Annotated in this window: 27 protein-coding genes; 9 read left to right on the top strand and 18 right to left on the bottom strand. The window is 63.6% G+C overall.

Annotation, left to right across the window (positions count from 1 at the left end):
• Together BC360_RS04250 and BC360_RS04245 are read left to right on the top strand one after the other, a co-directional pair.
• A partial coding sequence (locus tag BC360_RS04250) for a TOBE-like domain-containing protein (RefSeq protein WP_208858151.1) occupies positions 1–268 on the top strand: 268 nt, incomplete at its 5' end.
• Positions 269–373: 105 nt separating this feature from the next.
• The gene (locus BC360_RS04245) at positions 374–1,738 is read left to right on the top strand and encodes an FAD-binding oxidoreductase (RefSeq protein ID WP_065794394.1); all 1,365 of its coding nucleotides are present in this window, start codon (positions 374–376) and stop codon (positions 1,736–1,738) included.
• Positions 1,739–1,754: 16 nt separating this feature from the next.
• On the opposite strand, the gene BC360_RS04240 is transcribed toward BC360_RS04245, so the two are convergent.
• The 8 genes from BC360_RS04240 to BC360_RS04205 form a co-directional block, all read right to left on the bottom strand.
• The gene (locus tag BC360_RS04240) at positions 1,755–2,261 is read right to left on the bottom strand and encodes an RES family NAD+ phosphorylase (RefSeq protein WP_065794393.1); all 507 of its coding nucleotides are present in this window, start codon (positions 2,259–2,261) and stop codon (positions 1,755–1,757) included.
• Positions 2,261–2,632 carry a DUF2384 domain-containing protein gene (locus tag BC360_RS04235; RefSeq protein ID WP_065787510.1) on the bottom strand — a complete coding sequence of 124 codons (372 nt, stop codon included), beginning with the start codon at positions 2,630–2,632 and terminating at the stop codon, positions 2,261–2,263. The genes BC360_RS04240 and BC360_RS04235 overlap by 1 nt, the downstream gene beginning before the upstream one ends.
• A gap of 61 nt (positions 2,633–2,693) precedes the next feature.
• Complete coding sequence (locus BC360_RS04230; protein WP_065794392.1) at positions 2,694–3,491, bottom strand: crotonase/enoyl-CoA hydratase family protein; 798 nt, start codon at positions 3,489–3,491, stop codon at positions 2,694–2,696.
• Positions 3,488–4,357, bottom strand: a complete 870-nt coding sequence (locus BC360_RS04225; RefSeq protein ID WP_065794391.1) for a hydroxymethylglutaryl-CoA lyase — start codon at positions 4,355–4,357, stop codon at positions 3,488–3,490. The genes BC360_RS04230 and BC360_RS04225 overlap by 4 nt, the downstream gene beginning before the upstream one ends.
• Positions 4,354–6,342 carry an acetyl/propionyl/methylcrotonyl-CoA carboxylase subunit alpha gene (locus BC360_RS04220; protein WP_065787509.1) on the bottom strand — a complete coding sequence of 663 codons (1,989 nt, stop codon included), beginning with the start codon at positions 6,340–6,342 and terminating at the stop codon, positions 4,354–4,356. Before BC360_RS04220 ends, BC360_RS04225 begins: the two co-directional genes overlap by 4 nt.
• A gap of 16 nt (positions 6,343–6,358) precedes the next feature.
• Positions 6,359–6,742, bottom strand: a complete 384-nt coding sequence (locus tag BC360_RS04215; RefSeq protein WP_065787477.1) for a RidA family protein — start codon at positions 6,740–6,742, stop codon at positions 6,359–6,361.
• A gap of 10 nt (positions 6,743–6,752) precedes the next feature.
• Entirely contained in the window at positions 6,753–8,360 is a 1,608-nt protein-coding gene (locus BC360_RS04210; protein WP_065787476.1) for a carboxyl transferase domain-containing protein, read from the bottom strand.
• 53 nt (positions 8,361–8,413) lie between these two features.
• The gene (locus BC360_RS04205) at positions 8,414–9,577 is read right to left on the bottom strand and encodes an isovaleryl-CoA dehydrogenase (RefSeq protein ID WP_065794390.1); all 1,164 of its coding nucleotides are present in this window, start codon (positions 9,575–9,577) and stop codon (positions 8,414–8,416) included.
• A 349-nt stretch (positions 9,578–9,926) separates the two neighbouring features.
• Here BC360_RS04205 and BC360_RS32955 point away from each other — a divergent pair, with 349 nt between their 5' ends.
• Complete coding sequence (locus tag BC360_RS32955; RefSeq protein WP_274533906.1) at positions 9,927–10,049, top strand: hypothetical protein; 123 nt, start codon at positions 9,927–9,929, stop codon at positions 10,047–10,049.
• A gap of 103 nt (positions 10,050–10,152) precedes the next feature.
• Here BC360_RS32955 and BC360_RS04200 read toward each other — a convergent pair whose 3' ends face one another.
• Positions 10,153–11,067 carry a LysR family transcriptional regulator gene (locus BC360_RS04200; RefSeq protein ID WP_244512667.1) on the bottom strand — a complete coding sequence of 305 codons (915 nt, stop codon included), beginning with the start codon at positions 11,065–11,067 and terminating at the stop codon, positions 10,153–10,155.
• Between the two features lie 26 nt (positions 11,068–11,093).
• Between BC360_RS04200 and BC360_RS04195 the strand changes: the two genes are divergently transcribed.
• The 3 genes from BC360_RS04195 to BC360_RS04185 are packed head-to-tail and all read left to right on the top strand — an operon-like array spanning position 11,094 to position 13,943.
• A complete protein-coding gene (locus BC360_RS04195) occupies positions 11,094–12,257 on the top strand; it encodes a four-carbon acid sugar kinase family protein (protein WP_065794388.1) in 1,164 nt (387 codons plus the stop codon).
• The gene (pdxA, locus tag BC360_RS04190) at positions 12,254–13,255 is read left to right on the top strand and encodes a 4-hydroxythreonine-4-phosphate dehydrogenase PdxA (RefSeq protein ID WP_139109907.1); all 1,002 of its coding nucleotides are present in this window, start codon (positions 12,254–12,256) and stop codon (positions 13,253–13,255) included. The genes BC360_RS04195 and pdxA overlap by 4 nt, the downstream gene beginning before the upstream one ends.
• 4 nt (positions 13,256–13,259) lie before the next feature.
• Positions 13,260–13,943, top strand: a complete 684-nt coding sequence (locus BC360_RS04185) for a 4-hydroxythreonine-4-phosphate dehydrogenase (protein WP_065794387.1) — start codon at positions 13,260–13,262, stop codon at positions 13,941–13,943.
• Here the strand turns inward: BC360_RS04185 and BC360_RS04180 are convergent.
• The 8 genes from BC360_RS04180 to BC360_RS04145 form a co-directional block, all read right to left on the bottom strand.
• Positions 13,940–14,527: a gluconokinase gene (locus tag BC360_RS04180; protein ID WP_065787471.1), complete on the bottom strand. Its 588-nt coding sequence runs from the start codon at positions 14,525–14,527 to the stop codon at positions 13,940–13,942. The two genes, BC360_RS04185 and BC360_RS04180, sit on opposite strands and share 4 nt — an antisense overlap.
• An 83-nt stretch (positions 14,528–14,610) precedes the next feature.
• Entirely contained in the window at positions 14,611–15,306 is a 696-nt protein-coding gene (locus BC360_RS04175; protein WP_065794386.1) for a class II aldolase/adducin family protein, read from the bottom strand.
• A gap of 20 nt (positions 15,307–15,326) precedes the next feature.
• Positions 15,327–16,772 (bottom strand): FGGY family carbohydrate kinase, encoded by a 1,446-nt coding sequence (locus BC360_RS04170; RefSeq protein ID WP_065794385.1) that lies wholly within the window; start codon positions 16,770–16,772, stop codon positions 15,327–15,329.
• A 54-nt stretch (positions 16,773–16,826) separates the two neighbouring features.
• Positions 16,827–17,675 carry a sugar phosphate isomerase/epimerase family protein gene (locus BC360_RS04165; protein WP_065794384.1) on the bottom strand — a complete coding sequence of 283 codons (849 nt, stop codon included), beginning with the start codon at positions 17,673–17,675 and terminating at the stop codon, positions 16,827–16,829.
• Between the two features lie 2 nt (positions 17,676–17,677).
• Positions 17,678–18,676, bottom strand: a complete 999-nt coding sequence (locus BC360_RS04160; RefSeq protein ID WP_065794383.1) for an ABC transporter permease — start codon at positions 18,674–18,676, stop codon at positions 17,678–17,680.
• Positions 18,673–19,674, bottom strand: a complete 1,002-nt coding sequence (locus BC360_RS04155; RefSeq protein WP_065794382.1) for an ABC transporter permease — start codon at positions 19,672–19,674, stop codon at positions 18,673–18,675. The genes BC360_RS04160 and BC360_RS04155 overlap by 4 nt, the downstream gene beginning before the upstream one ends.
• On the bottom strand, positions 19,667–21,181 hold the full coding sequence (locus BC360_RS04150; protein ID WP_065794381.1) for a sugar ABC transporter ATP-binding protein: 1,515 nt from the start codon (positions 21,179–21,181) through the stop codon (positions 19,667–19,669). Before BC360_RS04150 ends, BC360_RS04155 begins: the two co-directional genes overlap by 8 nt.
• A 181-nt stretch (positions 21,182–21,362) precedes the next feature.
• Positions 21,363–22,355 carry an autoinducer 2 ABC transporter substrate-binding protein gene (locus tag BC360_RS04145; protein ID WP_139109906.1) on the bottom strand — a complete coding sequence of 331 codons (993 nt, stop codon included), beginning with the start codon at positions 22,353–22,355 and terminating at the stop codon, positions 21,363–21,365.
• Positions 22,356–22,597: 242 nt separating this feature from the next.
• On the opposite strand from BC360_RS04145, the gene BC360_RS04140 reads away from it, so the two are divergent.
• The 3 genes from BC360_RS04140 to BC360_RS04130 all read left to right on the top strand — a co-directional run bounded on the left by BC360_RS04140 (position 22,598) and on the right by BC360_RS04130 (position 24,818).
• Positions 22,598–23,656 (top strand): LacI family DNA-binding transcriptional regulator, encoded by a 1,059-nt coding sequence (locus tag BC360_RS04140; protein WP_065787465.1) that lies wholly within the window; start codon positions 22,598–22,600, stop codon positions 23,654–23,656.
• Positions 23,657–23,741: 85 nt separating this feature from the next.
• Positions 23,742–24,191: an Lrp/AsnC family transcriptional regulator gene (locus tag BC360_RS04135; protein ID WP_065787464.1), complete on the top strand. Its 450-nt coding sequence runs from the start codon at positions 23,742–23,744 to the stop codon at positions 24,189–24,191.
• Between the two features lie 3 nt (positions 24,192–24,194).
• Positions 24,195–24,818 carry a LysE family translocator gene (locus BC360_RS04130; protein WP_065794380.1) on the top strand — a complete coding sequence of 208 codons (624 nt, stop codon included), beginning with the start codon at positions 24,195–24,197 and terminating at the stop codon, positions 24,816–24,818.
• 50 nt (positions 24,819–24,868) lie between these two features.
• Here the strand turns inward: BC360_RS04130 and BC360_RS30540 are convergent, their stop codons facing one another.
• Positions 24,869–25,324 (bottom strand): GFA family protein, encoded by a 456-nt coding sequence (locus tag BC360_RS30540; RefSeq protein ID WP_083222439.1) that lies wholly within the window; start codon positions 25,322–25,324, stop codon positions 24,869–24,871.
• Between the last annotated feature and the right edge of the window lie 54 nt (positions 25,325–25,378).

The following is a 25,378-nucleotide window of genomic DNA, read 5'->3' as shown; positions in this document are numbered from 1 at the left end:
CGGCGGCTGTCTCGCCGGGCTGGTCACCGCCAGCCGCCGCGTCGCCGGCACCCGCCATCTCGAACTCGACCTCGGCCGCACCCACCCGCATGCCGAAATCGAGCTGCCGCCCGAACGCACCACAACCCAGGACCGCGCCAGGGTCGCCTTCCGGCCGACGAAGTGGAAACTGTTCAGGGACGACAAGGCAGTCACCGAGGCGGCAGGCACCGACGCCGAGGCGGAAGCGCAAGTCCAGCCGTTCGAACTGGCGCGCACCGGGACCTGACGGCTTCTCCGCCGTTTACCCTCACCCTGGCTCCAAGCCGTTTCCCGTTTCTGCCGAGATGCGCTACAGCACGTCATGCGGTGGTAGAAGCGGGAGATTTGGCGCATGTCCGTCATTGAAGATCTGAAACAGGCACTCGGCGACGCCGTGCTGATCGGCACACAGATCGGCGAGCGCTATCGCAGCGACGCAAGTCTCACCGGGCGCTGTCTGCCCAAGGCCGTCATTCGCCCTGCGAACACAGAGGAAGTCGCAACAGCGCTTCGCATCTGCAACGCCCATCGCCAGACCATCGTCGTGCAGGGTGGTCTGACCGGCCTTGCCGGTGGCGCCAACCCGGACGAGGACGCGGTTTCCCTCTCGCTCGAACGCCTCACCGGCATTGAGGAACTCGATCCGCTGGCCGCAACCATGACCGTCCTCGCCGGCACGCCACTTGAGGTCGCCCAGCGCGCCGCCGACGACGCAGGCTTCCTGCTGCCGATCGACCTCGGCGCACGCGGCTCCTGCCAGATCGGTGGCAATCTCGCCACCAATGCCGGCGGCATCCGCGTCATCCGCCATGGCATCACGCGCGACAATGTGCTGGGGCTCGAGGCCGTGCTTGCCGACGGCACGATCCTCTCGTCGCTCAGCAAGATGATCAAGAACAACACCGGTTACGATCTGCGCCAGTATTTCATCGGTTCCGAAGGCACGCTCGGCGTCATCACCCGCGCCGTCCTGCGGCTGAAGCCGCGACCGTCGGGCCGCCTGACGGCACTCTGTGCGCTTGATCGCTATGATCAGGTCGTCGCCTTGCTGGCACGGGCGCAGCGAGGACTGCCCGGCCTCTCCGCTTTCGAGGCCATGTGGGAAGATTATTTTCGCTTCAACTGCGAGGCGGAAGGGCAATGCTTCTTCGAGACATTCCCCGCCTTTGCGGTGATCCTGGAACAAGATGTCCAAGGCGATGACAACGAAGGCGAGGATTTCGAGAACTTCCTCGGCGCCGCGCTTGAAGACGATGTGATCGCCAATGCTCTGATCGCCCAGTCGGAAAAGGAAAGCCGCCTGTTCTGGCAGGTACGCGAGGGACACGCGATGGACCGCCTGCTGCCGGAGCTGATCAATCTCGACGTCAGCCTGCCCATCGGCGAAATCGGCCGCTTCGCAGCCGAATGTGGCCCCGCACTGGCCGCCCGCTTTCCGCAGGCGCACATCTCCTTCTTCGGTCATGTTGCCGACAGCAATCTGCACATCGCCTTTTCCACGCCCGCAAGCGACGAGAACACACAGCATGCGGTCGACGGCATCGTCTATGACATCGTCGGGCGCTATCGCGGCTCGATCTCCGCCGAACATGGTATCGGCACCTTGAAGCGGGAATTCCTCGGCCACTCCCGAAGTGCGGCCGAACTTGAGGTGATGCGCCGGATCAAGCATGCGCTCGATCCGAAGGGCATCCTGAACCCGGGCAAGGTTCTTTGACGCGGACCTATCGGCCTCAGAGCCAGGATGCCGGCGTCTTCGGCAAGCGGCCTTCCGGATCGACTACGGTCAACTCCGCCCCGCCCGCATTCCATCGCCAAAGCGCGACGCAACTGCCGCCCGGCGACATGAAAGACGGATAGATCAGGCCATCGTAACCACGGGTGGCCAGCTCCGCCTGCAGACGATGCGTCGCGGGCACGACGCCTCGATCCAAAACATCGCGCCACTCCTCCCGGTGGATATCCTCGGCGACGCCAAGATCCACCAGCAAGGCCGGGTCCATTGTGTCAGCCAAACGCGCATACCGCAGTTCAAGCTGGGCGATCAGGGCGGGATGCTGGACAAAGCCTTGATTGTATTCGGCCCAGGCCGTCGATAATTCGCGGGCAGCGTAGATGGTCGGCAGGCCCACCGGGTTCCAGCGACCACCGAAACGCGCGGCACCGTCGCCCGAAAGCGGAGCGTGGGCCCAGCGCGGCACATAGGCGCGCCAGAGGCGCACCGGCTCACTCTCAGACATCAGGCGTAGACACCCGAACGCACGGCCTCGAGATAGGCAAGCACCTTGTCGGCCTTGCCCTCTCCGGCAAGGTCATAAGCGGTCTTGCCAGCCCATCCGGGGATCGGCTGGTGCTTGAACCAGATGACGGCCCGGCTCTCGTCGCCGGCCATTTCGGCAGCCATCGCCAGGATCCGCACGACTTTGCTGAGTGCCGCATCGACCTTGCGCGCGCTCGATTTCGCCGTCAGCGTATTGCGCGCGACGCCGATCAGCTTCGCGAGTTCCGCAAGTGTTACGCCGAGACGATCCGCGACCAGCCGGGCAGACAGGAAGGACGACTGGTCTTCCCCGAAATGCGAGGCGGAGATGTTGAAGCCGACGGCAGACATGGCGAATTCCGATCTCATCTTGATCATCACTCGATCAAAATAGGCTCAAAATCCGCCCAAATCAAGGAAGCGGCGGCTCACGCCACGAGGGCTCGCGACGCTCGAAGAAGGCGGCAACGCCTTCGCGCGCCTCGTCGGACTCCCAGCAATCGGCAAGCTGCTCGATCGTGGCGGCGATGGTCGCTTCGGTGATCGGCTGCCCGAGCGAACGGGCAAGCCGCTTCGCCCGTCCGGTCGCGCCGGGCGCTGTCTGGAGATAGGGTTCGACTTCCGCCGCAATTGCCGCATCCAGCCCATCGGGGGCAGCAATTGCCGTCACCAGACCGGCATCCCTTGCTTCCTCGGCGCCAAACAGGCGTGCCGACATGAACAAAGGCCGCGCCCTGCCCTCGCCGATACGGGCGACCACATAGGGGCTGATGGTCGCCGGAATAAGGCCCAGCCGGGTTTCGGTCAGGCCGAACCGCGCATCGGACGACGCAATGACGGCATCGCAGACGCTCATCAGGCCGACGCCGCCACCGAAGGCATTGCCGTGCACACGCGCAATCACCGGCTTGGTGATTTCGTTCAGCGCCTTGAACATCAGCGCTAGGCGCGTCGCCTCGGCGATACGCGTCGGCCGGTCCGCATCGAACTGCTCACGCATCCAGCCAAGATCGCCGCCGGCGCAGAAGCTGCGGCCCTCGGCATCGAGCACCACGACGCGCACGGCGACATCGGCCGACAAGCGCGCTGCCGCCTCAGTCAGTTCGCCGATCATGGTTGCGGAAAGAACATTGTGCTTCTGCGGCTGCGCCAGCGTCAGGCGGGCAACGCCTTTCGCATCGACGGAATATCGGATCGATTCGAACATCAGGCAGCACTCCTCAGCGATCGTGCGAAGGCGGCGGCTTCTTCAAGCCTCGCCGCATCGAGCCCGGTTGAAAATCCGCGCCCGGTGACAAAGGCGTTGACCGCCAGTGTATCGACATTGCCGGCCGCACCCGGCGCATAGGGGCAGCCGCCGAGACCGCCGGCCGACGCGTCGAAGACACGCAGGCCGCGCTCGAGCGCGACACCGATATTGTCAAGCGCCCGCCCGGACGTGTCGTGAAAATGGCCTGCCAGCTGTCCGGCCGGCACATTCGCGAGCACGGTCGCCAGCATCGCGTCGACGGCCTCCGGCGTACCGCGCCCGATCGTATCGCCGAGGCTGACCTCATAACAACCGAGCCCCATCAATGCGGCGGCGACCCGTGCCGCGCTCTCAGCTGCGATCGCACCCTCATAGGGGCACTCTACAACGCAGCTGACATAGCCCCGCAACGGCACCGCGCTGGCGCGACAGGCTTCGGCAACCGGGCGAAAGCGCTCGATGCTTTCGGCGATCGAACAATTGATGTTCTTCTGCGAAAACGTCTCTGACGCCGAAGCGAAGATCGCCATTTCATCGGCCTTCGCCGCAAGGGCCGCATCAAATCCCTGCATGTTCGGCGTCAGCACGGTGTAGCGTGTGCCCGGCCGGCGCCGGATTCCGGCCATGACCGCCGATGCATCCGCCATCTGCGGCACCCATTTCGGACTGACGAAGCTCGTCACCTCGATGCGCTGATAGCCGCAGTCAGACAGGAGATCGACGAGGCGGATCTTATCGGCGGTATCGACAAGCCGCTTCTCGTTCTGAAGACCGTCGCGCGGCGCCATTTCGACGAGCGTGACATGCTCGGCAGCCGGCCCACTCATTCGTCGCCCTCCGGTTTGAGCACGACGAGGATCGCTCCGGCGCTCACCTGTTCGCCTGGCGACGCCAGCGTGCTCTCGATGACACCGGCGCGCGACGCCGCCAGCGTCAGCTCCATTTTCATCGCCTCCATCACCACCAGCGGCTGGCCTTTCACCACCGTATCACCGGCGCGAACATGGATGAGCTTGACGATGCCGGGCATCGGAGCGGCAAGCTCATCCGCCGCCGTCTCAGCGGAGTGAGCCCCTGCGAGCGCATCGGGAAGGCGCAGAACGAAGGTCTCGCCACTGACGAAAAGCGTGATGGTTTCCTGCTCGCGCAGGAAGCGGAAGGTACGTTGCTCGCCTGAGATTTCCACTCGGGCGCCATCATCCAACCGATCGAGCACCAACACCGGAAAGGTGCTTTCGCCCGCCCGTACCGCGAACTGATCGCGTCCACGCGCTGCGAGCGTGACGACCGATCGCCCGCCGGCATGTTCGATGGCAATGCTTCGATGGGCATCTCCCCAGATCTGCCAATGACCGAGGGACGACCAGGGATCGTCGGATTTCACCGGTTGCAGCACGCCGGTGGAGGCTATGGCCGCCAGTGCCAACGCCTCGTTTCCCGGCACCAAAGGTGTCGTCAGTTGATCGATCGCCCGGTCGATAAGGCCGGTATCCGGCCGCGCAGCGCGAAACTCGGGCTCGGCGGCGAGCCGGGCGAGAAAATCGAGATTGGTGATCGTGCCGCCGATCCGGCAGGCCTTGAGCGCGCTCTCTAGTCGCGCGAGCGCTGACGAGCGGCTTGGCCCATGCACGATCAGCTTGGCAATCAGCGGGTCGTAATAGGGGGCGATGACGTCACCCTGCCGGACGCCGGCATCGACACGCACGCCGTCGCCTGGAAAGTCCAGGGTCGCGAGCCGCCCGGTCGCCGGCAGAAACCCGCGCGTCGGGTCCTCGGCATAGATCCGGGCCTCGAACGACCAACCGTCGATGGCGATTTCGTTCTGCCGCTTGGGCAAGGCCTCGCCGACGGCGGCGCGCAACTGCCACTCGACGAGATCGACGCCGGTGATCGCCTCGGTGACTGGATGCTCCACCTGAAGCCTGGTGTTCATTTCCATGAAATAGAACTGATCGGGCCAGAGCCCGTTGGTGACGTCGGCGATGAACTCGACGGTGCCGGCGCCGACATAGCCGATGGCGCGCGCGGCCTTGACTGCGGCCTCGCCCATGGCGCGGCGAACCTCCGCCGTCATGCCAGGCGCGGGCGCCTCCTCGATCACTTTCTGGTGGCGCCGTTGAAGCGAGCAATCGCGTTCGAACAGATGCAGGATGTTGCCATGGCGGTCGCCGAAGACCTGGACTTCGATGTGACGCGGCTTGGTCAGGTATTTCTCGATCAGCACCGCGCCGTCGCCGAAGGCGGCTTCGGCTTCGCGGCGCGCTGCTTCAAGGGCCGCGGCAAACTCGTGCGGCTGCTCGACCTTGCGCATGCCTTTGCCGCCGCCGCCGGCGCGCGCCTTGATGAGCACGGGAAAACCGACCTCAGCTGCCCGGTCCGCCAGGAAGAATGGCTCCTGTTCGTCGCCGTGATAGCCGGGCACGACGGGCACGCCGGCCCGCTCCATCAGCGCCTTGGCCGCGTCCTTCAATCCCATCGCGCGAATTGCCCCCGGCGACGGACCGACGAAGGTCATGCCCGCCGCTTCGACCGCCTCGGCAAAATTGGCGTTCTCCGACAGGAAGCCGTAGCCCGGGTGAATGGCATCCGCGTTGGCTGACCTGGCGGCGGCAACGATCCGCTCGATCGAGAGATAGCTTTCGGATGCCGCCGGCGGCCCGATGCGGATTGCTTCGTCGGCCAGCGCCACATGCAAAGCGTCGACGTCGGCGTCGGAATAGACCGCAACGGTGCGGATGCCCAGGCGCCGGGCCGTGCGGATGACGCGGCAGGCGATTTCACCGCGATTGGCAATCAGAAGCTTGGAAAACATCGGCATATGGCCCGCCCTATTGCGCCGCGATTACTTCGACTTCGAGCAACCAGCCGGAATCGAAGATGCCGGCAATCACCACCGTCATCGCCGGCGCAAGCGGGCCGAGATAGTCGGCGCGGGCTGCGCGGTTAGCCATGGTGTGGTGGCGATCGGCGAGAAAGGCCGTCACCTTGACGATATCGGCCTTGCTCATGCCGGCGGCCTTCAATTGCGCATCGATATTCAGCCAGACCTGACGCGCCTGCGCCTCGAAGCCGTCGGGCAGCACGTCGTCCGAATTGAGCGGCACCTGGCCGCTGACGAAAACCAGCCGCTCGAAGTTCTCGAGCCGCACGGCTTGCGAATAGCCGCCACGGGGTTGCGGCGCATTCTTGGCGTTGACGTTTTCGCGCTTCATCGCGATCTCCCTACATTCTGAACAGGCCGAAACGCGTATCTTCTATTGGCGCATTGAGCGCCGCTGACAGTGACAGCCCCAGAACGTCGCGGCTCTTGCGCGGGTCGACGACGCCGTCGTCCCAGAGCCGGGCGGAGGCATAGAGCGGATGGCTCTGGCGCTCGAAGAGGTCAAGAACCGGCTGTCGGAACCTGGCCTCCTCTTCCTCGTTCCAGGGCGTCCCGGCGCGCTTGAGCGCCTCGCCGCGAACCGTCGACAACACGCCTGCGGCCTGTTCGCCGCCCATCACCGAAATCCGGCTGTTGGGCCAGGTCCACAGGAACCGCGGCGAGAAGGCCCGGCCGCACATGCCGTAGTTGCCGGCACCGAACGATCCGCCGACGAGCATGGTGATCTTCGGCACTTGCGCCGTCGCCACGGCCGTCACCAGCTTGGCACCATGCTTGGCGATGCCTTCGGTTTCATATTTGCGGCCAACCATGAAGCCCGTGATATTCTGCAGGAACACCAGCGGGATCTTGCGCTGGGCGCAAAGCTCGACGAAGTGGGCGCCCTTCAAAGCGGATTCCGAGAACAGCACGCCGTTGTTGGCGATGATACCGACCGGAACCCCGTGCACATGCGCGAAACCGCAGACGAGCGTGGTGCCGTAGCGCGCCTTGAACTCGTCGAAGCGGGAACCGTCGACAAGACGGGCGATGACTTCGCGGATGTCGTAGGGCGTGCGCAGATCCGCCGGCACGATGCCGGCGATCTCCTGCGGATCGTAAAGCGGCGGCTCCGGGCTTTGCAATTCCACCGACGTCGGCTTGCGGCGGTTGAGCGCGGCGACCGCACGGCGGGCAAGCGCCAGCGCATGCGCATCATCGCGCGCCATATGATCGGCGACACCGGAAAGGCGCGTGTGCACGTCCGCGCCACCAAGATCCTCGGCCGAGACCACTTCGCCGGTCGCCGCGCGCACCAGCGGCGGGCCGGCGAGGAAGATCGTGCCCTGACCCTCGACGATGATGGTTTCGTCCGACATGGCCGGCACATAGGCGCCCCCTGCGGTGCACGATCCCATGACCACGGCGATCTGCGGAATTCCTGATGCTGACATGTTGGCCTGGTTGTAGAAGATCCGGCCGAAATGCTCCCGGTCGGGAAAGACCTCGTCCTGGTTCGGCAGGTTGGCACCGCCGGAATCGACCAGATAGATGCACGGCAATTGGTTCTCGGCGGCGATCTCCTGCGCCCGCAGATGTTTCTTGACCGTCATCGGATAATAGGTCCCGCCTTTGACGGTCGGGTCGTTGCAGACGATCATGCATTCGCGGCCGGACACCCGGCCGATGCCGGTGATGAGGCCCGCCGCCGGCGCATCGCCGTTATACATGCCGTGGGCGGCCGTCGAGCCGATTTCGAGGAACGGCGTCGCGGGATCGATCAGAGAGGCGACCCGGTCGCGCGGCAGGAGTTTGCCGCGGCTGACATGGCGCTCGCGTGCCGTCTCGCCACCGCCGCCGGCCGCCAGCTTGACCGCGTCCTCCACGGTCGTAATCGCCTCAGCCATCGCCGCTTGATTGGCCTTGAACGGGTCTGATGAGGGCGAGATGTGGGATTTCAGAACAGTCATGAAGTCCTCATTCGATCGAGCCTGATTGCGGCGTCAGCCACCCGCTCAGGCGTCTATCTGGTCTCGGTGAACAGTTCGCGGCCAATCAGCATGCGGCGGATTTCGCTGGTTCCGGCGCCGATCTCATAGAGCTTGGCATCGCGCAGCAGCCGGCCAGCCGGGTAGTCGTTGGTGTAACCATTGCCGCCGAGCGCCTGGATTGCCTCCAGCGCCAGCGCTGTTGCCTTCTCCGCCGCATAGAGGATGCAGCCGGCCGCATCCTTGCGCGTGGCCTCGCCGCGGTCACAAGCGCCTGCCACCGCGTAGACATAGGCACGCGCTGCATTCGCCGTCACATACATGTCAGCAAGCTTGCCCTGCATGAGCTGGAACTCGCCGATCGCCTGGCCGAACTGCTTGCGCTCGTGGAGATAGGGGACGACGACGTCGAGGCAAGCCGCCATGATGCCAAGCGGCCCGGCGGACAGGACGACACGCTCGTAATCCAGCCCGGACATCAGCACGCGGACGCCACCGCCTTCATCGCCGAGGACGTTTTCCGCCGGCACCTCGCAATCGCGGAAGATCAGCTCGCAGGTGTTGGAACCGCGCATGCCGAGCTTGTCGAGCTTCTGGCCGGTGGAAAAGCCGGCAAAGCCTTTTTCTACAAGGAAGGCAGTAATCCCGCGCGGACCGGCACCTGGATCCGTCTTGGCGTAGACGACCAGGACGTCCGCATCCGGTCCGTTGGTGATCCACATCTTGCCGCCATTGAGGACGTAGCGATCGCCGCGTTTCTCGGCCCGAAGCGTCATGGAAACGACGTCGGAGCCAGCACCCGGTTCGGACATGGCGAGCGCGCCGACATGATCGCCTGAAATCAGCTTCGGCAGGTAGCGCACCTTCTGCGCCTCGTTACCGTTGCGGCTGATCTGGTTGACGCAGAGATTGGAATGGGCACCGTAGCTCAAGCCCACGGAAGCGGATGCGCGGCTGATTTCTTCCATGGCGACGCAATGGGCGAGATAGCCCATTCCCGCACCGCCATAGGCTTCGTCGGCGGTGATGCCGAGCAGGCCGAGATCTCCCATCTCACGCCAGAGCGGCGTCGGGAAAGCGTTGCTGCGATCGGTTTCCGCCGCCAGCGGCGCGATACGTTCGGCCGCAAAGCGGCGCACGCTGTCGCGCAATGCATCAATGTCTTCGCCGAGCGCGAAGCTCAATCCGCCCTGAAACATCTCTCGTCTCCTCCCCTCGACCCCGTCCGTGATCTCCTCACCACCGACCGGGCCGTCTGCGCTCCATCCTCTACGCGCAACGCGGCGATTGCAATGATATCAACGCCGCGATGTCGAGCGACGATAACACCGCGTCCCGCTAATTTCCTTCCAAAGAGGAAATCCGAGAAGCACGATCTGCAAAGTTCGGGAGCATTTGGCGATGCATCCGCTGCGCGAACCCGTTTCAGCCGATGAGGCTGGCAACATCTCAAACGTCCCGATGGATTCGTGGGCGGCGCGCTCTATTTGCGCGGCCAGATCTCTTGCTCGGCGAGCGTCGCAAGCAGAGTAAAAATTGGAGCTCGCCATGAAGAGCTTACGTCCCGCCCGTTTTCACGGGTACGATTTCAGCCTCATGTTTGTGGCTGCCGGGTTTACGCTCGCATTTGCGATCATCGTCTACGGTTCATTGTTCGGCCGCATCCTTTAGCAAGGCGCGCTGGCTCGAACTGCTCCTGCGTCCTATAGACGTATCGGCCACAATGCGCCGTATGCCATGGCCGCTTCGCCGACAGCGCAGACCGCAGGTCGGCTTATGCGATCTGTGCCTGCAGCCAGGTTTTGAACAGCAAGGCGTGCGGAGCTTCGGGGATCAACGCCGATTGGATGAGGCCATACTCGGACCCATCGGGCGTGAAGCCCATTGGTGCGACCAGCCGCTCGTTGCGGATGTCGTCCGCTGCGATGACCCTCGGGCACATCGCCACACCAAGGCCACTGGCGGCCGCTTCCGCCATGAGGAAATGGTGATCCATAAAGCGCGTGGAGCGCGGCTTTGGCGCTTCCGGGTTGGCGTGCGCCCATTTGTTCCAAGCGTCAGGCCTCGTCTTTGAGGCAAGCGCGATATAATCGCCCACGCGAAATCGCTCGACCATGCCGGCTTGCATGACCGGCCCGACCTCTTCCCTCATCAGCCTTGTGACCAGGCAACGCGGGTCGACGGCAAAATCCAGCCGGCGGATGGCAAGGGTCACGCGGTCGCGAGAGAAATCGAACGCCCCGCCGCCGACGGCCAGATGCAAATCGACGTCCGAATGCCGGTCCTGAAAATCGGCGAGCCGAGGAATCAGCCAACGCATCGCCAAGGATCGCTCGCAAGAGACCAGGACCGGCTGCGCCGGCGTTGCACTGCGGATTTCATCGAGGGTCGAGGAAACGAGTGCGAGCGCCCGGGTCGTTGCCTGGGCCAGCTTCTCTCCATCCGAGGTCAAGCGCAGTCCCCGACCGTGCGCCTCCAGAAGCTCCAGACCAAGGTCGCCCGCGAGCTTGGAAACACGACGGCTGACGGCGCCATGCGTAAGGTTCAGCTCTGTGGCTGCTGCGCGCACTGAACCCAGGCGCGCCACGACCTCGAAGGCGCGCAGATCATCCAGAGAAGGAATATCAGAGCGTTGCATTGGTGATGATTTATCACCAATACAGGTCAGATCATATCGCTTTTTTTCCAACGTCTACGGACATTAGCTTTACGGCCATGGAAAACATTGGTGACATTTTCAACCGCATCGGCGTCATCGCCGACGACCTCACAAGTGCAGCGGACGGGGCGAGCCCGTTCCTGACGCGGGGCCACAAGCCGTGCATCTATCGCCGCGCAGCAACGGGCGACGATGCAGCCGTCGTATCAGTCGATACCGGCAGCCGCAGCATGACGGAGACCAATGCTGCGGACGCGACAAGAAGAGCCGTCTCGGCGTTTGATAGAGATCGTACCCTCTACAAGACCGTGGACTCGACGTTACGCGGCCACGTCAGGGCGGAGATTCTCGCGGCCTTCCAGGCAAGTCGGCGGATGCGGCTGGTGGTCGCCCCGGCCTTTCCGGCTGCAGGACGCACGACAGCCGGAGCGATCCAGTTGCTTGATGGAAGGCCCGTTGCGGATACCGGATACGCTCAGGATCCGATCCACCCCGCACACACATCCTGCATCCGCGACCTCGTCGACCCGGCACTGGGGGTCCCTGCCCTGCTAACGGTCGAGATGAGTGACGCGGAGGTTCGTGCGGCGGCTGCGAGTACCCGCGTCGTCATTGTCGATGCCGACAGCCAGGAAAAACTGAATCAAAGAGTGGCGTGTCTCGCGCAGATGGAGCCGGCACTGTGGGTCGGCTCCCCCGGCATGGCCCTGGCGCTTGCCAGCCTGACGGCGCACGCAACATTCACCGGACCTGAGACGCCAGCCTCGCCAATACGACGCGTTCTCATCGTCGTTGGAAGCGCAAACAGGACCAGCCACGAACAATGCCGCGCGCTTGGCGCAGGCGGCGTCGCCATCGCCAGCCGGGCATCCGACATAACCGAACAGGCTCAGATCGCCTGTCTCCAAGCGCCGGTTTCGCGCGAGACCGATGCAGGGAGGGTGCTGCCCAGGCTCATCGACGAGGCCAATGCAGCGCTCCGACGGCAGCGCTTCGACGCTGTGATCGCCTCCGGCGGCGAAACCATGGACGCCCTTTTGCAGCGCCTTTCCATCAAAAGCTTCAATCTCACCGGGGAACTCGAGCCGGGATTTCCCGCCGGATACGCGATGCGCGAACCAGAGCAACCGCTCGTCATCGCTTTGAAGGCCGGGGGCTTCGGCACACCGGCGACGCTCCTGAATGCGGCACGACAACTTTCAAACGGATCACGTCCATGAACCACGCTGAACGCCCCATCGCCATCACCATGGGCGATCCTTCAGGCATCGGTCCCGAAATCATCGCCAAAGCATTGCGCAACAGGGAGAACAATCGACGCTGCTTCGTGGTCGGCGACCCACTCATCATGCGGCATGCCCTTGCGGAGATCGACGCCACAACCCGCCTCAACCCTGTTCAAGACCTTCAGGCGGCAGTGTTTGCGGATGGGATCGTCAACCTGATTGCTTCATCTTCGCTCGACGCGCTGCCTCCGGTCGGAACAGTCAATCGGGTCAGCGGCAAGGCTGCCTATGACGCGATCGCGCGGGCGATCGATCTGGCCGAGACGGGTACTGTTGCTGGCATTGTTACGGCACCAATCCATAAGGAAGCTCTTGCCGCCGCGGGCATCGGCCACCCCGGCCATACGGAGATCCTTGCCGAGCGGGTCGGCGCAACACGTGTCGCGATGATGCTTGCCAATGAGGATATTCGAACGGTTCTCGTCACCATCCATTGTTCCCTTCTTGAGGCGATACGACGGGTGGATTTCGATGCCGAGCTATCAGCGATCCGGCTCGCACATCAAGGTGGGCGGGCGCTCGGCATAAGAGCGCCGCGGATCGCAGTCGCCGGCCTCAACCCTCATGCAGGAGAACGTGGCCTGTTCGGCGACGAGGAGACCACCATCATCGCACCGGCGATCGAAGCCGCGCGACGAGAAGGCATCGATGCGAGCGGCCCATGGCCTGGCGACACCGTCTTCATGCAGGCGCGAAACGGCCGGTTCGACGTGGTGGTCGCGCAGTATCACGATCAGGGGCTCATACCCGTCAAGTATCTGGGACTGGAGAAGGGCGTGAACATCACGCTCGGTCTCCCGTTCGTCCGCACCAGCCCCGATCACGGAACCGCCTTCGACATCGCCGGACGCGGGATCGCAGACCCGTCGAGCCTCGAAACCGCAATCGACTATGCCGTGCGCCTCGCAACTGCGGCGCACGAACAGGAGTGACAACATGTCCGAACCAGATTTCATTTTCATGCTGACGCGCAACGATCGTACCGTATCGGACGCTGCCATCCACTTGCAGACGGCGCTCGCTGCGGGCGTGCGACATATCGGCTTCAAGGATATCGGGCTGCCGTTTGGTGAGCTTGCCGCTCTCAACCGGACAATCAAGGAAAGCGGTGCGCTAAGCTACCTTGAAGTGGTGTCGCTTGATCGCGACAGCGAAATCGCCTCCGTCCGGGCAGCGATCAAACTTGACGTCGACCACCTGCTCGGTGGCACGCATGTCGCCGACGTGCTTCCGCTGATCGAGGGGACCGGCATCAGATATTCTCCCTTTCCCGTCCGGATCACCGGACATCCGAGCATATTGGAAGGCTCGATCGAAGACATCACGGCCAGCGCCATCGATCTGGCGGGCCACGATGGCGTCCATGGGCTGGACCTTCTTGCCTACCGCGCCGAAACCGACGTGCCGGCCTTGATCAGGGCGGTGTGCGGAGCCGTGCAAAAGCCGGTGATCGTCGCCGGGTCGATCGACAGGGCGGCCCGCATACAAGCCACCATTGACAACGGCGCCGCCGGCTTCACGGTCGGCACCGCAGCCCTCGACGGTGCTTTTCCGGCATCCCTGCCGGGGCTGACGCAGCAGCTGCTGGAGATCAGGGCGTTGATGACAAAAACGGCCTAACGCTGGCCGAAACCAGCATCACCTGACGCCCCAGTGCTCGACGATGCCAAGCCGCCGAGCGCCGCCAGCGTCGCCTTGACCACGTCGGCGGCGGATTGATCGACATCGGCGACGACCGTCAAAGGCTCGCCGATCGGCTCTTCAAGCGTCGCCAGCTGCGTGTCGAGCAGCGAGGCCGGCATGAAATGCCCTTCGCGGTGGTGCATTCGGCCTGCGAGAACGTCGCGGCTGCCATGGAGATAGACGAAGGCCAGATCTCCACCCGCACTGTCGCGCAACAAAGCGCGATAACTCCGCTTCAATGCCGAACACGAAACAACGAGCGGTTCGGCACCTTGGGAAAGCTGCCGACCGATTTCCCGGAGCCAGGGCCATCTGTCCTCATCGGTGAGCGGGATGCCGGCGGACATCTTGGCAATGTTGACGTCCGGATGCAGGGCATCGCCTTCGATGAAGCGATAACCGCAAGCCGCAGCGACCGCCTTGCCGACAGAGGTCTTGCCGCTGCCGGAGACGCCCATGACGACAATCGAGCCAGGGAATTTCGGCCCATGACCAAGGGGTGACATATCGGGGCTCGCCATGGAACGCTCGTCTCTCCGGTGCCTGATTGCGACTGACGTCGCTGATAGCGCCGCATCGGCAGCGAGACAAGACGGGTCTACCGTTAGCTTGCGACCCGCGGGCGAGCGATGTCGTTGACGCCCTCGTCGTCCGGGGCCTGGCCATAGCTCATCCGGCGCATCTGGGCGATCACCCGCTCCATCTCATCGTCGGGCAGGACCGGGGGCTCGCCGAGCGTCAAAGCCTGGACATACATGCGCGAGAGGGTCTCGATTTCGATCGCCATCCACAACGCCGATTCCAGCGTCTTGCCGAGCGAGATCTGACCATGCTGCCCGAGAAGGCAGGCGGTACGGTCCTTGAGTGCCACGAGCGCGTTGTTGGAAAGCGCCTGGGTTCCGAAGGTCGCATATTCGGCGCAGCGGATCGTCGTTCCACCGGCAATGCCCGTCATATAGTGGAAGCTCGGGATGGTCTTGTGATGGCAGGCCAGCGTGGTCGCATAGATGGAGTGGCAATGAAGAACCACGTTGATATCCGTGCGCTCGCGCAGGATGTCGCGGTGGAACCGCCATTCGGACGATGGCCGAGGGCCCGTGTAGTTGCCCCCAAAATCCATCTCGACCAGATCTTCCGGCTGCATCGTGTCGTAGGCGAGCGACGATGGCGTGACGAGGAAGCCATCGCCGATCCGCACCGAAAGGTTGCCGGCCGTCCCCTGGTTGATGCCGCTCGAATTCATCCGGCGGCAGATATCCACCATCTCATGGCGAAGAGTGAGAATGTCGGGCTGGCTCATCGGACTTTCCTTTCGAAGTGTCAGTGAAAAACAGGTTCGGCGTGCACACGCGCAGTCGCGCGCCATCGCGCGGCGTAGTCGGAAATTGCCGCGGTCAGCGGTGCGATATCGGCAACCTCGGCCAGGGCAAGCGGCGCCGGCCGTGCCCGTGTGCGTTGGCCGGCGAGCAGGGCCGCACCGGACGCGACGCCATAGGCATCGAGATTGAACCGGACCTGCCGGTCCTGCAGCAGAGCCGCGACCAGGCGGGCATAGAGCGGATCGCGCAGGAAGTTGCCGTCCAGCACGACCGATGGCCCTGCGCCCAAAGCCTCGACGCATTCGGCGGTCAGGAGCGCGCAATAAAGCAGCGCCAGTGCCTTGCGCTCCATCGCAGTCTCGGGCTTCGGCCCGGTGATATGCCCATGTCCGGCACTACCGGGAAACAGGCCATTGTCGTCGCCGAAGGAAGGCAGCGCCATGATGCGCTCGGCGATCAACCGCCGGACGATCTGTTCGGGCACAGGCCCGTCCGGCGGCTCCTGACCCGCCACGTATGAAAATTCGCGTCCGCCCATCGTCAGCACACCGCCGAGCGGATTGCCGAAGATGTCGCTGTTCAAGGTCATGCCCCTGTCTTCATCGAGCCGGTCGAGCGGCGTCTGCCCGGAGAAGCCGACAATCCAGGTGCCGGTGGAGATGACGATGAAATCGCTCAGTCCGGCGGCGTGATAGCGATAGTGGTTCAAGCTGCTGTCGTGAGCGCCGACAAGGACGCGAAGCTCTTGCGGCAAGCCATGACGGCGCGCCAAAGCCGCGCGCACCGGCCCGAGGTCCTGCCAGGCCTGGGCAAAGGGCGGCATCAGCCTGCGCCAGCCACGCGCCTCGACGATCGGCGCGAAATGCCGTTCCGCCACGTTCCAGAGATGCGATTGCGCTCCGAGCAGGCTCGTCTCTGAGGTCGCCACGCCGGAGAGCCGCCAGGCCCAGTATTGCGGCAGGCCGAGATACCAGCGTGCCCGTGAAAAAGCTTCGGGCTCGCGCTCCTGCATCCAGTAGAGTTGCCGTGCCTGATGCGTCGACGCATGCATCATCGCGCTGCCGCGATCGAAGAACGAGCCGGATAGCGGGGCATACCCTGCGCGGATAACCTCAGGCAACGGCTGTTCGTAGTCGATCATCGGCAGGGCCGTGCCGTCGCCGCGCTGCGGATCGTCACCGACGAGCACGCCGCCGGAACCATGCCCGGAGGCGACGAAGGTCGAAAGCGGGTGGCGCCGGGCGAGTTGGCCGAGGCTTGAGAACATCCAATCGCCGATGGCGCCGAGATCGTGATGGCGCCAGGGCGGGCCCGGCAGCACCGGATTGGGGATGCTGAGCGTCTCAAGCACGATACCATCCGCCGTGACGGCGTTGAGCTTGACGTTGGTCTTGCCGACGTCAAGCACCGCTATCGTGCCCTGCTCGTTGCGTGATGGTGTTGGCATGATGCCGCGCCTCCCGTCACTTTTCGGGCCGCCAAAGGCCGGATCGCCGTCCCTCTAGATCAGCCCGTATTGCTTGGCCTTGTTGCGCAGGAACGGCAGGCCGTTGCCCATCACTTCTTCCTCGTCCTTGGCGACCGGTCGCCAGACGGCGAGGCCATAGGCGACTTCCGGCGGCATGTTGATGAAGCTCTCCATGGCAAGCCCGCCCTTGAAGCCGATCGCCGCAAGCGTCGCGAAGATCTCATCCCAGGCGCAGTTGCCATAGCCCGGTGTGCCGCGGTCGCTCTCGGAGAGGTGGATGTATTTGATATGCTCGCGCGCATCGAGAATGCCGGTGCCGATGCCCTTTTCCTCGATGTTCATGTGGTAGGTGTCGAGATGCACGAAGACATTGTCGGCTCCGACCCGCTTGATCATGTCGACGGCCTGCCGGCCGGTGTTGATCAGATGGTTCTCGTAGCGGTTCACCGCCTCGACGCCGAGTTCGATGCCGCGCGTCTTGGCGTGCTTGGCCGCAGCCGTCAGCACGCGGGCGATGTTGTCGTATTCAGCCTCGGTCGGCGGAACGCCGGTGCGCTCGCCGATGCCGCCATAGATGACCCCGGACAGCGCTTCGCCGCCAAGATCAGCCGTCTTGTCGATCGCGATCTTCAAGTGCTCGATCGCGGCATCCGGCCGGACGGAAGCCCAGGCGTGCTCGGGAAGGCCGAGCGAGCAGACCGCGCGCAGCTTGTTTTTCTCCAAGAGCGCCTTGGTGTGGGCGGTGTCGACAGCCGGCGGATTGAGCATGGGGATCTCGATAAAATCGACCTTGTACTTGACCGCCGCGGCGACTGCCCGCTCGGCACCGGACCGATCCCAATTCATGGTCCACATGCTCGTATGGACGCCAAAACCCTGCATGATCACGTTCCTTTTCTGACAAATGAAATCTTGAACTTGGAGGCGGCGAAGCGCAGCACCATGACGCCGACGAGCAGCAGGCCCCAGACCGCGGTGGCCAGATGCTGGTTGGCACCGATCAGATTGAGCCCGGACGACAACAATTGCAGCACGACAAGCGCCACGAATACCGGAATGACCCGGCCGAAACCGCCGAACGGATTGACCCCGCCGAGGAAGCAGGCCAGCACCGTGATCAGGAGATAGGATTCGCCGTGGCCGATGCGCACCGAGTTGAACCGCGCCAGCATGATGATGCCGGCAATGGCGCACATCGCCCCTGAGAGCGTGTAGACGAGGACAATCACCTTGCGGGTATTGATGCCGGAATAGCGCGTCGCCTCGAGATTGGAGCCGATCATATAGGTGTTGAAGCCGAGCTTGGTTCGGGTCAACAGCACATGCCAGGCCAGCACGCAGACGATGAAGACGATCAGCGGCACCGGTATGCCCGCGATCGAGCCGTGGCCGAGCGGCCCGATGAAGGCCGGGAAGCCGGAGACATCGCCGCCGCGCGTCAGAAACTCGCCAAGGCCGCGCAGGAAGATCATCATCGACAGCGAAACGAGGATCGGGTGCGCGCGGGTAAAGGCAATGACCAGGCCCATGACGACGCCGCTTGCGGCACCGACCATGACAGCGAGGATGCAACCGAGCGCGAAAGCACCGGCGCCGGCATCGGCTCCGCCATTCGCCTGCAGGACCCAGGCAAGCGTCAGGCCGGCGATATTGGCGGTGAAGGTCACCGCAAGGTTCAAACCGCCGGTCAGGATCGGCAGCAGCATCGCCAAGGTCAGCAACCCAAGTTCGGGAAGCTGGAACGCAACCGAGCCGAAGGTCGCGGCACTCAGGAACTGCGGCGACGCGAGGCCGAACACCAGGATCACGGCGACCAGCGCCAACCCCGGCCCCGCCATTTCCGGTCCGAACCATGCCTTCAGGCGATCCGATAAGCGTGTCATCGGCGTGCGCCTTTCTGGCTTACGAAGGGCAGAAGCCGTTCGATGCTGGTGTTGGAAAGGGTGATGGCGATCAGAATGATGGCGCCGACAATCATCTTGAAGGCGAAGGGAGAAACGCCCATCAGGTTCAGGCCGTTCTGGGTGATCGCGATCAGGAGCACGCCGAGCACGCAGCCGAGCACCGAGCCTTTGCCGCCACCAAGCCTTGCGCCACCGAGAACGACTGCCGCGAGTACGTCGAGTTCGCGCCCGTAGAGCGCATTCGGCACGACTTCCTGCGCGTAGTGCGCCTGCACCAGCCCGCCGATGCCGGCCATCAGGCCGAGCCAGCCGAAGGCGATGAACTGCATGGCACCGATGTTGATGCCGAAGCGGCGCGCACCCTCCGGATTGTCGCCGAAGGCATAGAGTTGCCGACCGGTGGTCGTGCGGGTGATCAGCACCCAGGTGGCGATGACGCAAAGCACCATCACCAGCACCGGAAGGGTGATCTCGATCCAGCTGCCGTCGGCCATTTCGTGCTCGAACAACACGACGCGATCCGTCAGCCATTCCGGCAAGTCGTAGATCGACACGCCCTTGGTGAAGAACATCAGCAGGCCGAAATAGATGTTGAAGGTCGATATTGTCGCGACGATCGAGATGATGCGGAAGCGGTGGATCAGCAGCGCGTTGATCGCGCCGAGGCAAATGCCGAGCGACCCGGCGATGACGAGGCCGGAGAGCCAGCCGCCGCCACCGATCCAGCCGAGCGCGATCGCCGTGCCGTACTGCACGACCGAGGCAGCGACCGCGAAGGAGATGTCGATGCCGCCGGCGATGAGGACGACGAGCAGGCCGACGGCGAAGATGATGTTGACCGAACTCGTGTTCAGGAGATCGAAGGCGTTGCCGAGCGAGAAGAAATTGGCGGTGGCAAACGACAGCACTGTGCAGATGACAGCGATGACGGCGAGCAGCGCAACTTCCGTCGCATGGGTGCGGGCGAAACTACGCATAGACCGCTCCCTCGATTTCGGCGAGCGAAGCGCTGCGGGGATCGTAGCTGCCGATCATGCGGCCCTGCGCCATGTGCAGGACGCGATCGGCATTGAAATAGACCTCGGGGACCTCGTCAGAGATCAGAATGATGGCAAGCCCGGCGTCGGCGAGCTTGGCGACGATGTCGAAGATGCCGGCACGCGCGCCAACGTCGACGCCGACCGTGGGCGCGTCGAGGATCAACAGCTTCGGGTCGGTCGCAAGCCACTTGGCGATGGCGATGCGCTGCTGGTTGCCGCCGGAAAGGGTGGAGATCGCGTCGCCCTGCAGGCCGATCTTCACACCGAGATCGGCGATCCATCCGGCAACGAGCTTGCGCTTGCGCTCATCCGACAGGAATCCGCCCGAAGCGACCTTGCCAAGCGAGCTGATGACCAGATTGTCGGAGATCGACTGTGGCTGGATCAGGCCGAGCGACAGGCGGTCCTCGGAGAGATAGGCGACACCCGCCTTGATGGCATCGCGGTTGGAGGAGAAACGGACCGGCTTGCCGTCGAGCATGATCGTACCGGCCGCCGGTTGCAGCATGCCGAAAAGCGTCTGCGCGAGTTCGGTTCTGCCGGCACCGAGAAGACCGGTAATGCCCAGCGTCTCGCCGCGCCTGACGGTCAGCGATATGTCGTCGAACTGGCCGGGCCGGCTCAAACCCTTTACCTCGAGCACCACAGGCTGATCCTGCCTGGATTTGGCGCGGACCTGCTGGTCGAAGATCTTTCCGGTCATCAGCTCGGTGATGCGCGATTGCGTCATGCCGGCTGCGGGGTAGACGCCGACCAGCGCGCCGTCGCGCAGCACGGTGATGCGGCTTGAAATTTCCAGCACTTCCGCAAGGCGGTGGCTGACGAAGACCACGGCGACGGCGGCGGCCGAAAGGCCGCGGACGATGTCGAGCAGATGGTCGGTTTCCGACTGGGTCAGCGACGCGGTCGGCTCATCCATGAAAACGAGCTTCGCTTCGCCGACAAGCGCGCGGGCGATCGCCACGATCTGGCGCTGGGCGATCGCATATTCCTTGAGCGGCAGGTCGACGTCGAGCGTGATGCCGAGGCGCTCAAGCGCTTCCGTCGCGATCTTTCGCATGCGGCCGTAATCCACCAGCTTCGGCCAGCGGCCGAGGACGGTCTGGAAGGCAATGTTTTCAGCCACGCTCATTTCCGGGAAAAGCGCCAGGTCCTGCCAGATGACCTGGATGCCGCGATCGTGTGCAGTGACCGGCGACATGTGCGAATAGGTCTCGCCGTCATATTCGATCGAGGCGCCATCGGCCGGGCGGTAGACGCCGGTGATGATCTTGATCAGCGTGCTCTTGCCGCAGCCGTTTTCGCCGGCAAGGCAATGAACCTCGCCCGGGCGGACGTCGAAGCTCACATTCCTGAGCGCCTTGACGCCACCGAAGGTCATGTTGATGTCGTGCAGGGACAGAAGCGGCTTTTCGCTGCCTCCCGCAATCGCAAGCTGGTGCATGAACGTGTGCCCGAATACCGTTTTGAAGGGACTTGCCAGGCCGGCCGAAGCCGGCCCAGCAGCCGGGAGAACCCACTGCATGTTGCCTTGGAGCGTCGCTGATCCAGGGAGACGACATGCAGCAGTTCAAAGTGCTACAGCAGACATTGCGCGCCGGACTGACGCGCGGCGCTGCAGCGGATCAGAGCCCCATGGCCGCGAGGTCCGCGACCGTATCCTTGTTGATCGGCACCAGCTGATCGACGATGATGTTGCGGTTTTCGAAGTCCGGCTTGACCTTGCCGAGACCTTCGATCTCGTCGCCGTCCTTGACTTCCTCACCCTTCATCAACTTGTCGGCGAGCGTCACGAACACCTCGCCCGCCTGCTTCGGATTCCACATGAAGCCGCCGGAGATCGCATCCGACTTCACCAGCTTCTGTCCCTGGCCCGGCGAGAACGGGCCGAGCACGAAGATCTCACCGACCTTGCGGCGCTCTTCCACGGCACGCCCTGCCCCGATCGGTCCCTGGCTACCGAAAGCAAGGAAGCCCCTCAGGTTCGGATGGGCCGAGATCAGATCGAGCGCGGTCGAGCGGCTCTTGTCGACGTCTTCGGCAACGCCGTAGCGTTCGCCGACCAAAGTCATATCCGAGTGGTTCTTCTTGATGTAAGCGATCGCCGCATCGGCCCAGGCATTGTGCAGCGGCACGGTCAAGGAGCCGACGAAGACGGCATATTCGCCCTTGCCGCCCATTTTCTCGGCAAGCAGCTTGCCGTGCGCCTCACCGAAGCCGGTCGAAGACGCCAGCTCAAAGTCCCAATCGGCGCCCTTCTGGCTCGGCGATTCATGGGTGATGACAATGATGCCCTTTTCCTTCGCCTTGGTCAGAACCGGTTCCAGAACCTTGGCATCGTTGGGCACGACGCCGATGACCTTCACGCCCTGGGCGATCAGATCCTCGATGGCGCGCACCTGCAGCGCCGGATCGGCGCTCGTCGGGCCGACCATGAAGGCGTCGAGGCCGAGCTTTTGGCCACGCTCCTTGATGCCGGCCTCCATGGCATTGAACCAAGGAATACCGCCGATCTTGACCACGACGCCGACCTTTCCGGCATCCTGAGCGAATGCGGCAGCCGCACCGGCAAGCGACAGCGATGTCGCCAGAGCGGCGACCAGAATTTTCTTGATCATGTCTCTCCTCCACTCGTTCCCCACGGGGAACACGCCCGGCTGCAAAAGCGCCGGCCTCCAGTTTCAAATCGCAACTGGCAGGGAACGAATTCCCGCCTCCCTGATCGCCGCCTCCTCAGACGGCCCATCGCATGCACAATCGATATTTCTTGTTTGCACAATCGATGGTGCAAAGACTATTGTGCAGACTTAATCTTTCGTCAAGGGGAAATCGGCACTAAGACGATGAGGGAGGCACGTGGATGACGAAGAGCAGCAAGAAGAAGGCGACGATCTACGACTTGTCGGTGCTATCCGGCAGCTCGCCTTCAACCGTGAGTGCGGTTCTGAATGGCACCTGGCAGAAGCGGCGGATCAAGGAGAGCACGGCGGCGCTGATCCGGGACCTGGCGGAAACCCACCAATATACCGCCAACCGTCAGGCGCGCGGATTACGCAGTTCCCGCTCCGGCCTGATCGGCCTGCTGCTGCCCGTCCACGACAACCGCTACTTCTCCTCGATGGCACAGACCTTCGAGGCGCACGTCAGGAGCAAGGGGCAATGCCCGATCGTCGTCAGCGCCAGCCGTGACCCGGAAGAGGAGCGCAAGACCGCCGAAACGCTGATCTCCTATTCGATCGACGAGCTGTTCATCTGCGGCGCGACCGACCCGGACGGCGTGCACGAGGTCTGCGAGACCGTCGGCCTGAAGCACATCAATATCGACCTACCGGGCACCAAGGTTCCGTCCGTCATCAGCGACAACTACGAAGGCGGCCGGATGTTGACAGAAGCGATCATCCGCCATTTTCCGGCGGATCAGCCGCTTCGGCCGGACGAACTCTACCTCTTCGGCGGTCGCGACGACCACGCCAGCCGGGAGCGTATCCGCGGCTTCCGCGCCGTGAAGCGCGAGCTTCTGGGAGACGATCCGGACGGCTGCATCCAGCCGACCGGCTACGCTCCCAACAATGCAAGGCTTGCTTTCGAAGCCTTCTACGAGAAACACGGCAAGCTGCCGCGCGGCCTGTTCGTCAACTCCTCGATCAACTTCGAGGGACTGCTGCGCTTCATGGCCGGCCACCCGCACGAGAACTTCGCCGATCTCGTCGTCGGCTGCTACGACTACGACCCCTTCGCCTCGTTCCTGCCCTTCCCGGTCATCATGATCAGGCAGGATGTCGAGGGCATGATCACCAAGGCGTTCGAGGTGATCGAGGAGGGGCGGCCGCAGCCCCGCATTCACCTGATCAGTCCCGAACTCGTCCAGCCGCGCACGGCGCTGACCGGCCCGCTCGACGCCCTTAGGGATATCGACTGAGCGACACCGTCGATTTTTCGGCTACACCAAATTCCTTCCAATGATTTTGCTGTACGTTTTGTTATTTTCCACGTATTCATTGGAAATGGATGAGATAGACAGAAAAATCATTGGGATCCTGGCGCAGGACGCCCGCCGGTCATTGACCGATATCGGTGCGGCCGTGGAGCTGTCGCCCTCCTCCGTCAACGAACGCATTCGCCGGCTCGTCGCAAGCGGCGTGATCCGCCGTTTCACCATCGATGCCGACCATCGCGCGCTCGGGCTCGACGTGCTCGCCTTTGTCTGGGTTGGCCTTTCGCCCGATGCGGATGAGGCCGCGTTTCGCACCTTCATGGCCGATCATCCCGCGGTCGCCGAGTGCCATCACGTCACCGGCGCCTGGTCCTATTGCGTCAAGGTGCGCATGCCATCCCTCGGCGATATCGAGCCTTTCCTGGCAGAGCTCAAGCGCCGACGTTTTCTCGCCCGAAGCGAGACCGTGATTGCCTTGTCGACCGTCAGGGAAACCCAGTTCACCAGCCCGGAGCGCTGAGCGATGTCTGCATTGTTGTTTGGAAAAGGCCTACTGCTCGGCCTGGCCATCGCCGCCCCTCTCGGCCCGATCGGCGCGCTGTGCATCAACCGCACGCTCGAGCGTGGCTTCTGGGCCGGCGTCGCCGGCGGATTGGGGACGGCACTTGCCGATGCCAGTTACGCACTGCTTGCGGCCGCCGGATTTGCCGCCTTTGCGACCATGCTCGCCATGGTGTCGACGCCACTCAGCCTGCTCGGCGGCGCCTTCATGATCTGGCTTGGCTGGCGAGGGCTTCAACCGAGCCCGGTCGCGGCCGCAGCACAGGTTGGTGCGCGCGATCTCATCCAGACGACCGCAGCAACGTTCCTGCTGACGATCGCCAACCCGCTGACGATCCTGTCCTTTGCCGCGTTCTTTGCCGTCCTCGGCCTGGCGAAGACCGGCGGGATAGGCAACGCCGCCATTGTCGTTGCCGGCGTATTCCTCGGCTCGCTTGCCTGGTGGATGCTTTTGAGCGGCGGGGTGGCTCTTGCCCGCACGCGCCTGCCTGACAGTTTTGTCACCTGGGTGTCGCGCCTTTCGGGCCTCGTCCTGATTGCGTTCGGCACCATTGCCATCGGCTCGGTTGTGGCGAACCTGTTCTAAACGTCGGCACCGGGGCCGCGCGAAAGGTCCGGGTCATCAATCGCCAGCGGCTATTCAGCCGTCGGCTTGACGCATTCGACATGCCACCATTTCGGGCGTCCGCCACGGTAGCTGTGCGACACCGGGATCAAATCTGCCGCACTGGTCTTGTCGAAACCGCCAAGAACCAGAGCCACGACAGGTGCATCATCGATAGCACCGATCGTGCCGCCGCACGTGCCGCAGAAGGCCCGGCTGGAATAGTCCGAGGAGCGATAGGTCGAGGGTGCACCACCCGGTCCGATCCAGGCAACAGCCTCCTTTGGAAATTCGACCCAGGCGACGGTCAGCGCACCCGAATGCCGCTGGCAAAGTTTGCAGGAGCACGTGTGCGGCTTCCCGGCCGGCCCTTGTGCCTCAAAACGGATTGCCCCGCAAAGGCATCCACCAGTATGGGATTTCGTCCCCTTGGCGACGGCTCTCGTTACGCTTTGCCTCCAGTTGCAGATTCGATTCGCCCATAACATAACTTGCAACGCGCAACTTGGCGTAGTGCTGTCATGACACACTCCGTCAGCCGA

Source organism: Ensifer sp. LC163 (assembly GCF_001695855.1).
Taxonomy (GTDB): Bacteria; Pseudomonadota; Alphaproteobacteria; order Rhizobiales; family Rhizobiaceae; genus Ensifer.
This window is presented reverse-complemented; position numbering and strand designations above follow the sequence as displayed.

Coding starts and splice junctions, on each gene's coding strand:
- BC360_RS04245 (WP_065794394.1), top strand. CDS start 374: ATGTCCGTCATTGAAGATCTGAAACAGGCACTCGGCGACGCCGTGCTG.
- BC360_RS04240 (WP_065794393.1), bottom strand. CDS start 2,261: ATGTCTGAGAGTGAGCCGGTGCGCCTCTGGCGCGCCTATGTGCCGCGC.
- BC360_RS04235 (WP_065787510.1), bottom strand. CDS start 2,632: ATGTCTGCCGTCGGCTTCAACATCTCCGCCTCGCATTTCGGGGAAGAC.
- BC360_RS04225 (WP_065794391.1), bottom strand. CDS start 4,357: ATGAGTGGGCCGGCTGCCGAGCATGTCACGCTCGTCGAAATGGCGCCG.
- BC360_RS04220 (WP_065787509.1), bottom strand. CDS start 6,342: ATGTTTTCCAAGCTTCTGATTGCCAATCGCGGTGAAATCGCCTGCCGC.
- BC360_RS04215 (WP_065787477.1), bottom strand. CDS start 6,742: ATGAAGCGCGAAAACGTCAACGCCAAGAATGCGCCGCAACCCCGTGGC.
- BC360_RS04210 (WP_065787476.1), bottom strand. CDS start 8,360: ATGACTGTTCTGAAATCCCACATCTCGCCCTCATCAGACCCGTTCAAG.
- BC360_RS04205 (WP_065794390.1), bottom strand. CDS start 9,577: ATGTTTCAGGGCGGATTGAGCTTCGCGCTCGGCGAAGACATTGATGCA.
- BC360_RS32955 (WP_274533906.1), top strand. CDS start 9,927: ATGAAGAGCTTACGTCCCGCCCGTTTTCACGGGTACGATTTCAGCCTC.
- BC360_RS04195 (WP_065794388.1), top strand. CDS start 11,094: ATGGAAAACATTGGTGACATTTTCAACCGCATCGGCGTCATCGCCGAC.
- pdxA (WP_139109907.1), top strand. CDS start 12,254: ATGAACCACGCTGAACGCCCCATCGCCATCACCATGGGCGATCCTTCA.
- BC360_RS04185 (WP_065794387.1), top strand. CDS start 13,260: ATGTCCGAACCAGATTTCATTTTCATGCTGACGCGCAACGATCGTACC.
- BC360_RS04180 (WP_065787471.1), bottom strand. CDS start 14,527: ATGGCGAGCCCCGATATGTCACCCCTTGGTCATGGGCCGAAATTCCCT.
- BC360_RS04175 (WP_065794386.1), bottom strand. CDS start 15,306: ATGAGCCAGCCCGACATTCTCACTCTTCGCCATGAGATGGTGGATATC.
- BC360_RS04170 (WP_065794385.1), bottom strand. CDS start 16,772: ATGCCAACACCATCACGCAACGAGCAGGGCACGATAGCGGTGCTTGAC.
- BC360_RS04165 (WP_065794384.1), bottom strand. CDS start 17,675: ATGCAGGGTTTTGGCGTCCATACGAGCATGTGGACCATGAATTGGGAT.
- BC360_RS04160 (WP_065794383.1), bottom strand. CDS start 18,676: ATGACACGCTTATCGGATCGCCTGAAGGCATGGTTCGGACCGGAAATG.
- BC360_RS04155 (WP_065794382.1), bottom strand. CDS start 19,674: ATGCGTAGTTTCGCCCGCACCCATGCGACGGAAGTTGCGCTGCTCGCC.
- BC360_RS04150 (WP_065794381.1), bottom strand. CDS start 21,181: ATGCACCAGCTTGCGATTGCGGGAGGCAGCGAAAAGCCGCTTCTGTCC.
- BC360_RS04145 (WP_139109906.1), bottom strand. CDS start 22,355: ATGATCAAGAAAATTCTGGTCGCCGCTCTGGCGACATCGCTGTCGCTT.
- BC360_RS04140 (WP_065787465.1), top strand. CDS start 22,598: ATGACGAAGAGCAGCAAGAAGAAGGCGACGATCTACGACTTGTCGGTG.
- BC360_RS04135 (WP_065787464.1), top strand. CDS start 23,742: ATGGATGAGATAGACAGAAAAATCATTGGGATCCTGGCGCAGGACGCC.
- BC360_RS04130 (WP_065794380.1), top strand. CDS start 24,195: ATGTCTGCATTGTTGTTTGGAAAAGGCCTACTGCTCGGCCTGGCCATC.
- BC360_RS30540 (WP_083222439.1), bottom strand. CDS start 25,324: ATGTTATGGGCGAATCGAATCTGCAACTGGAGGCAAAGCGTAACGAGA.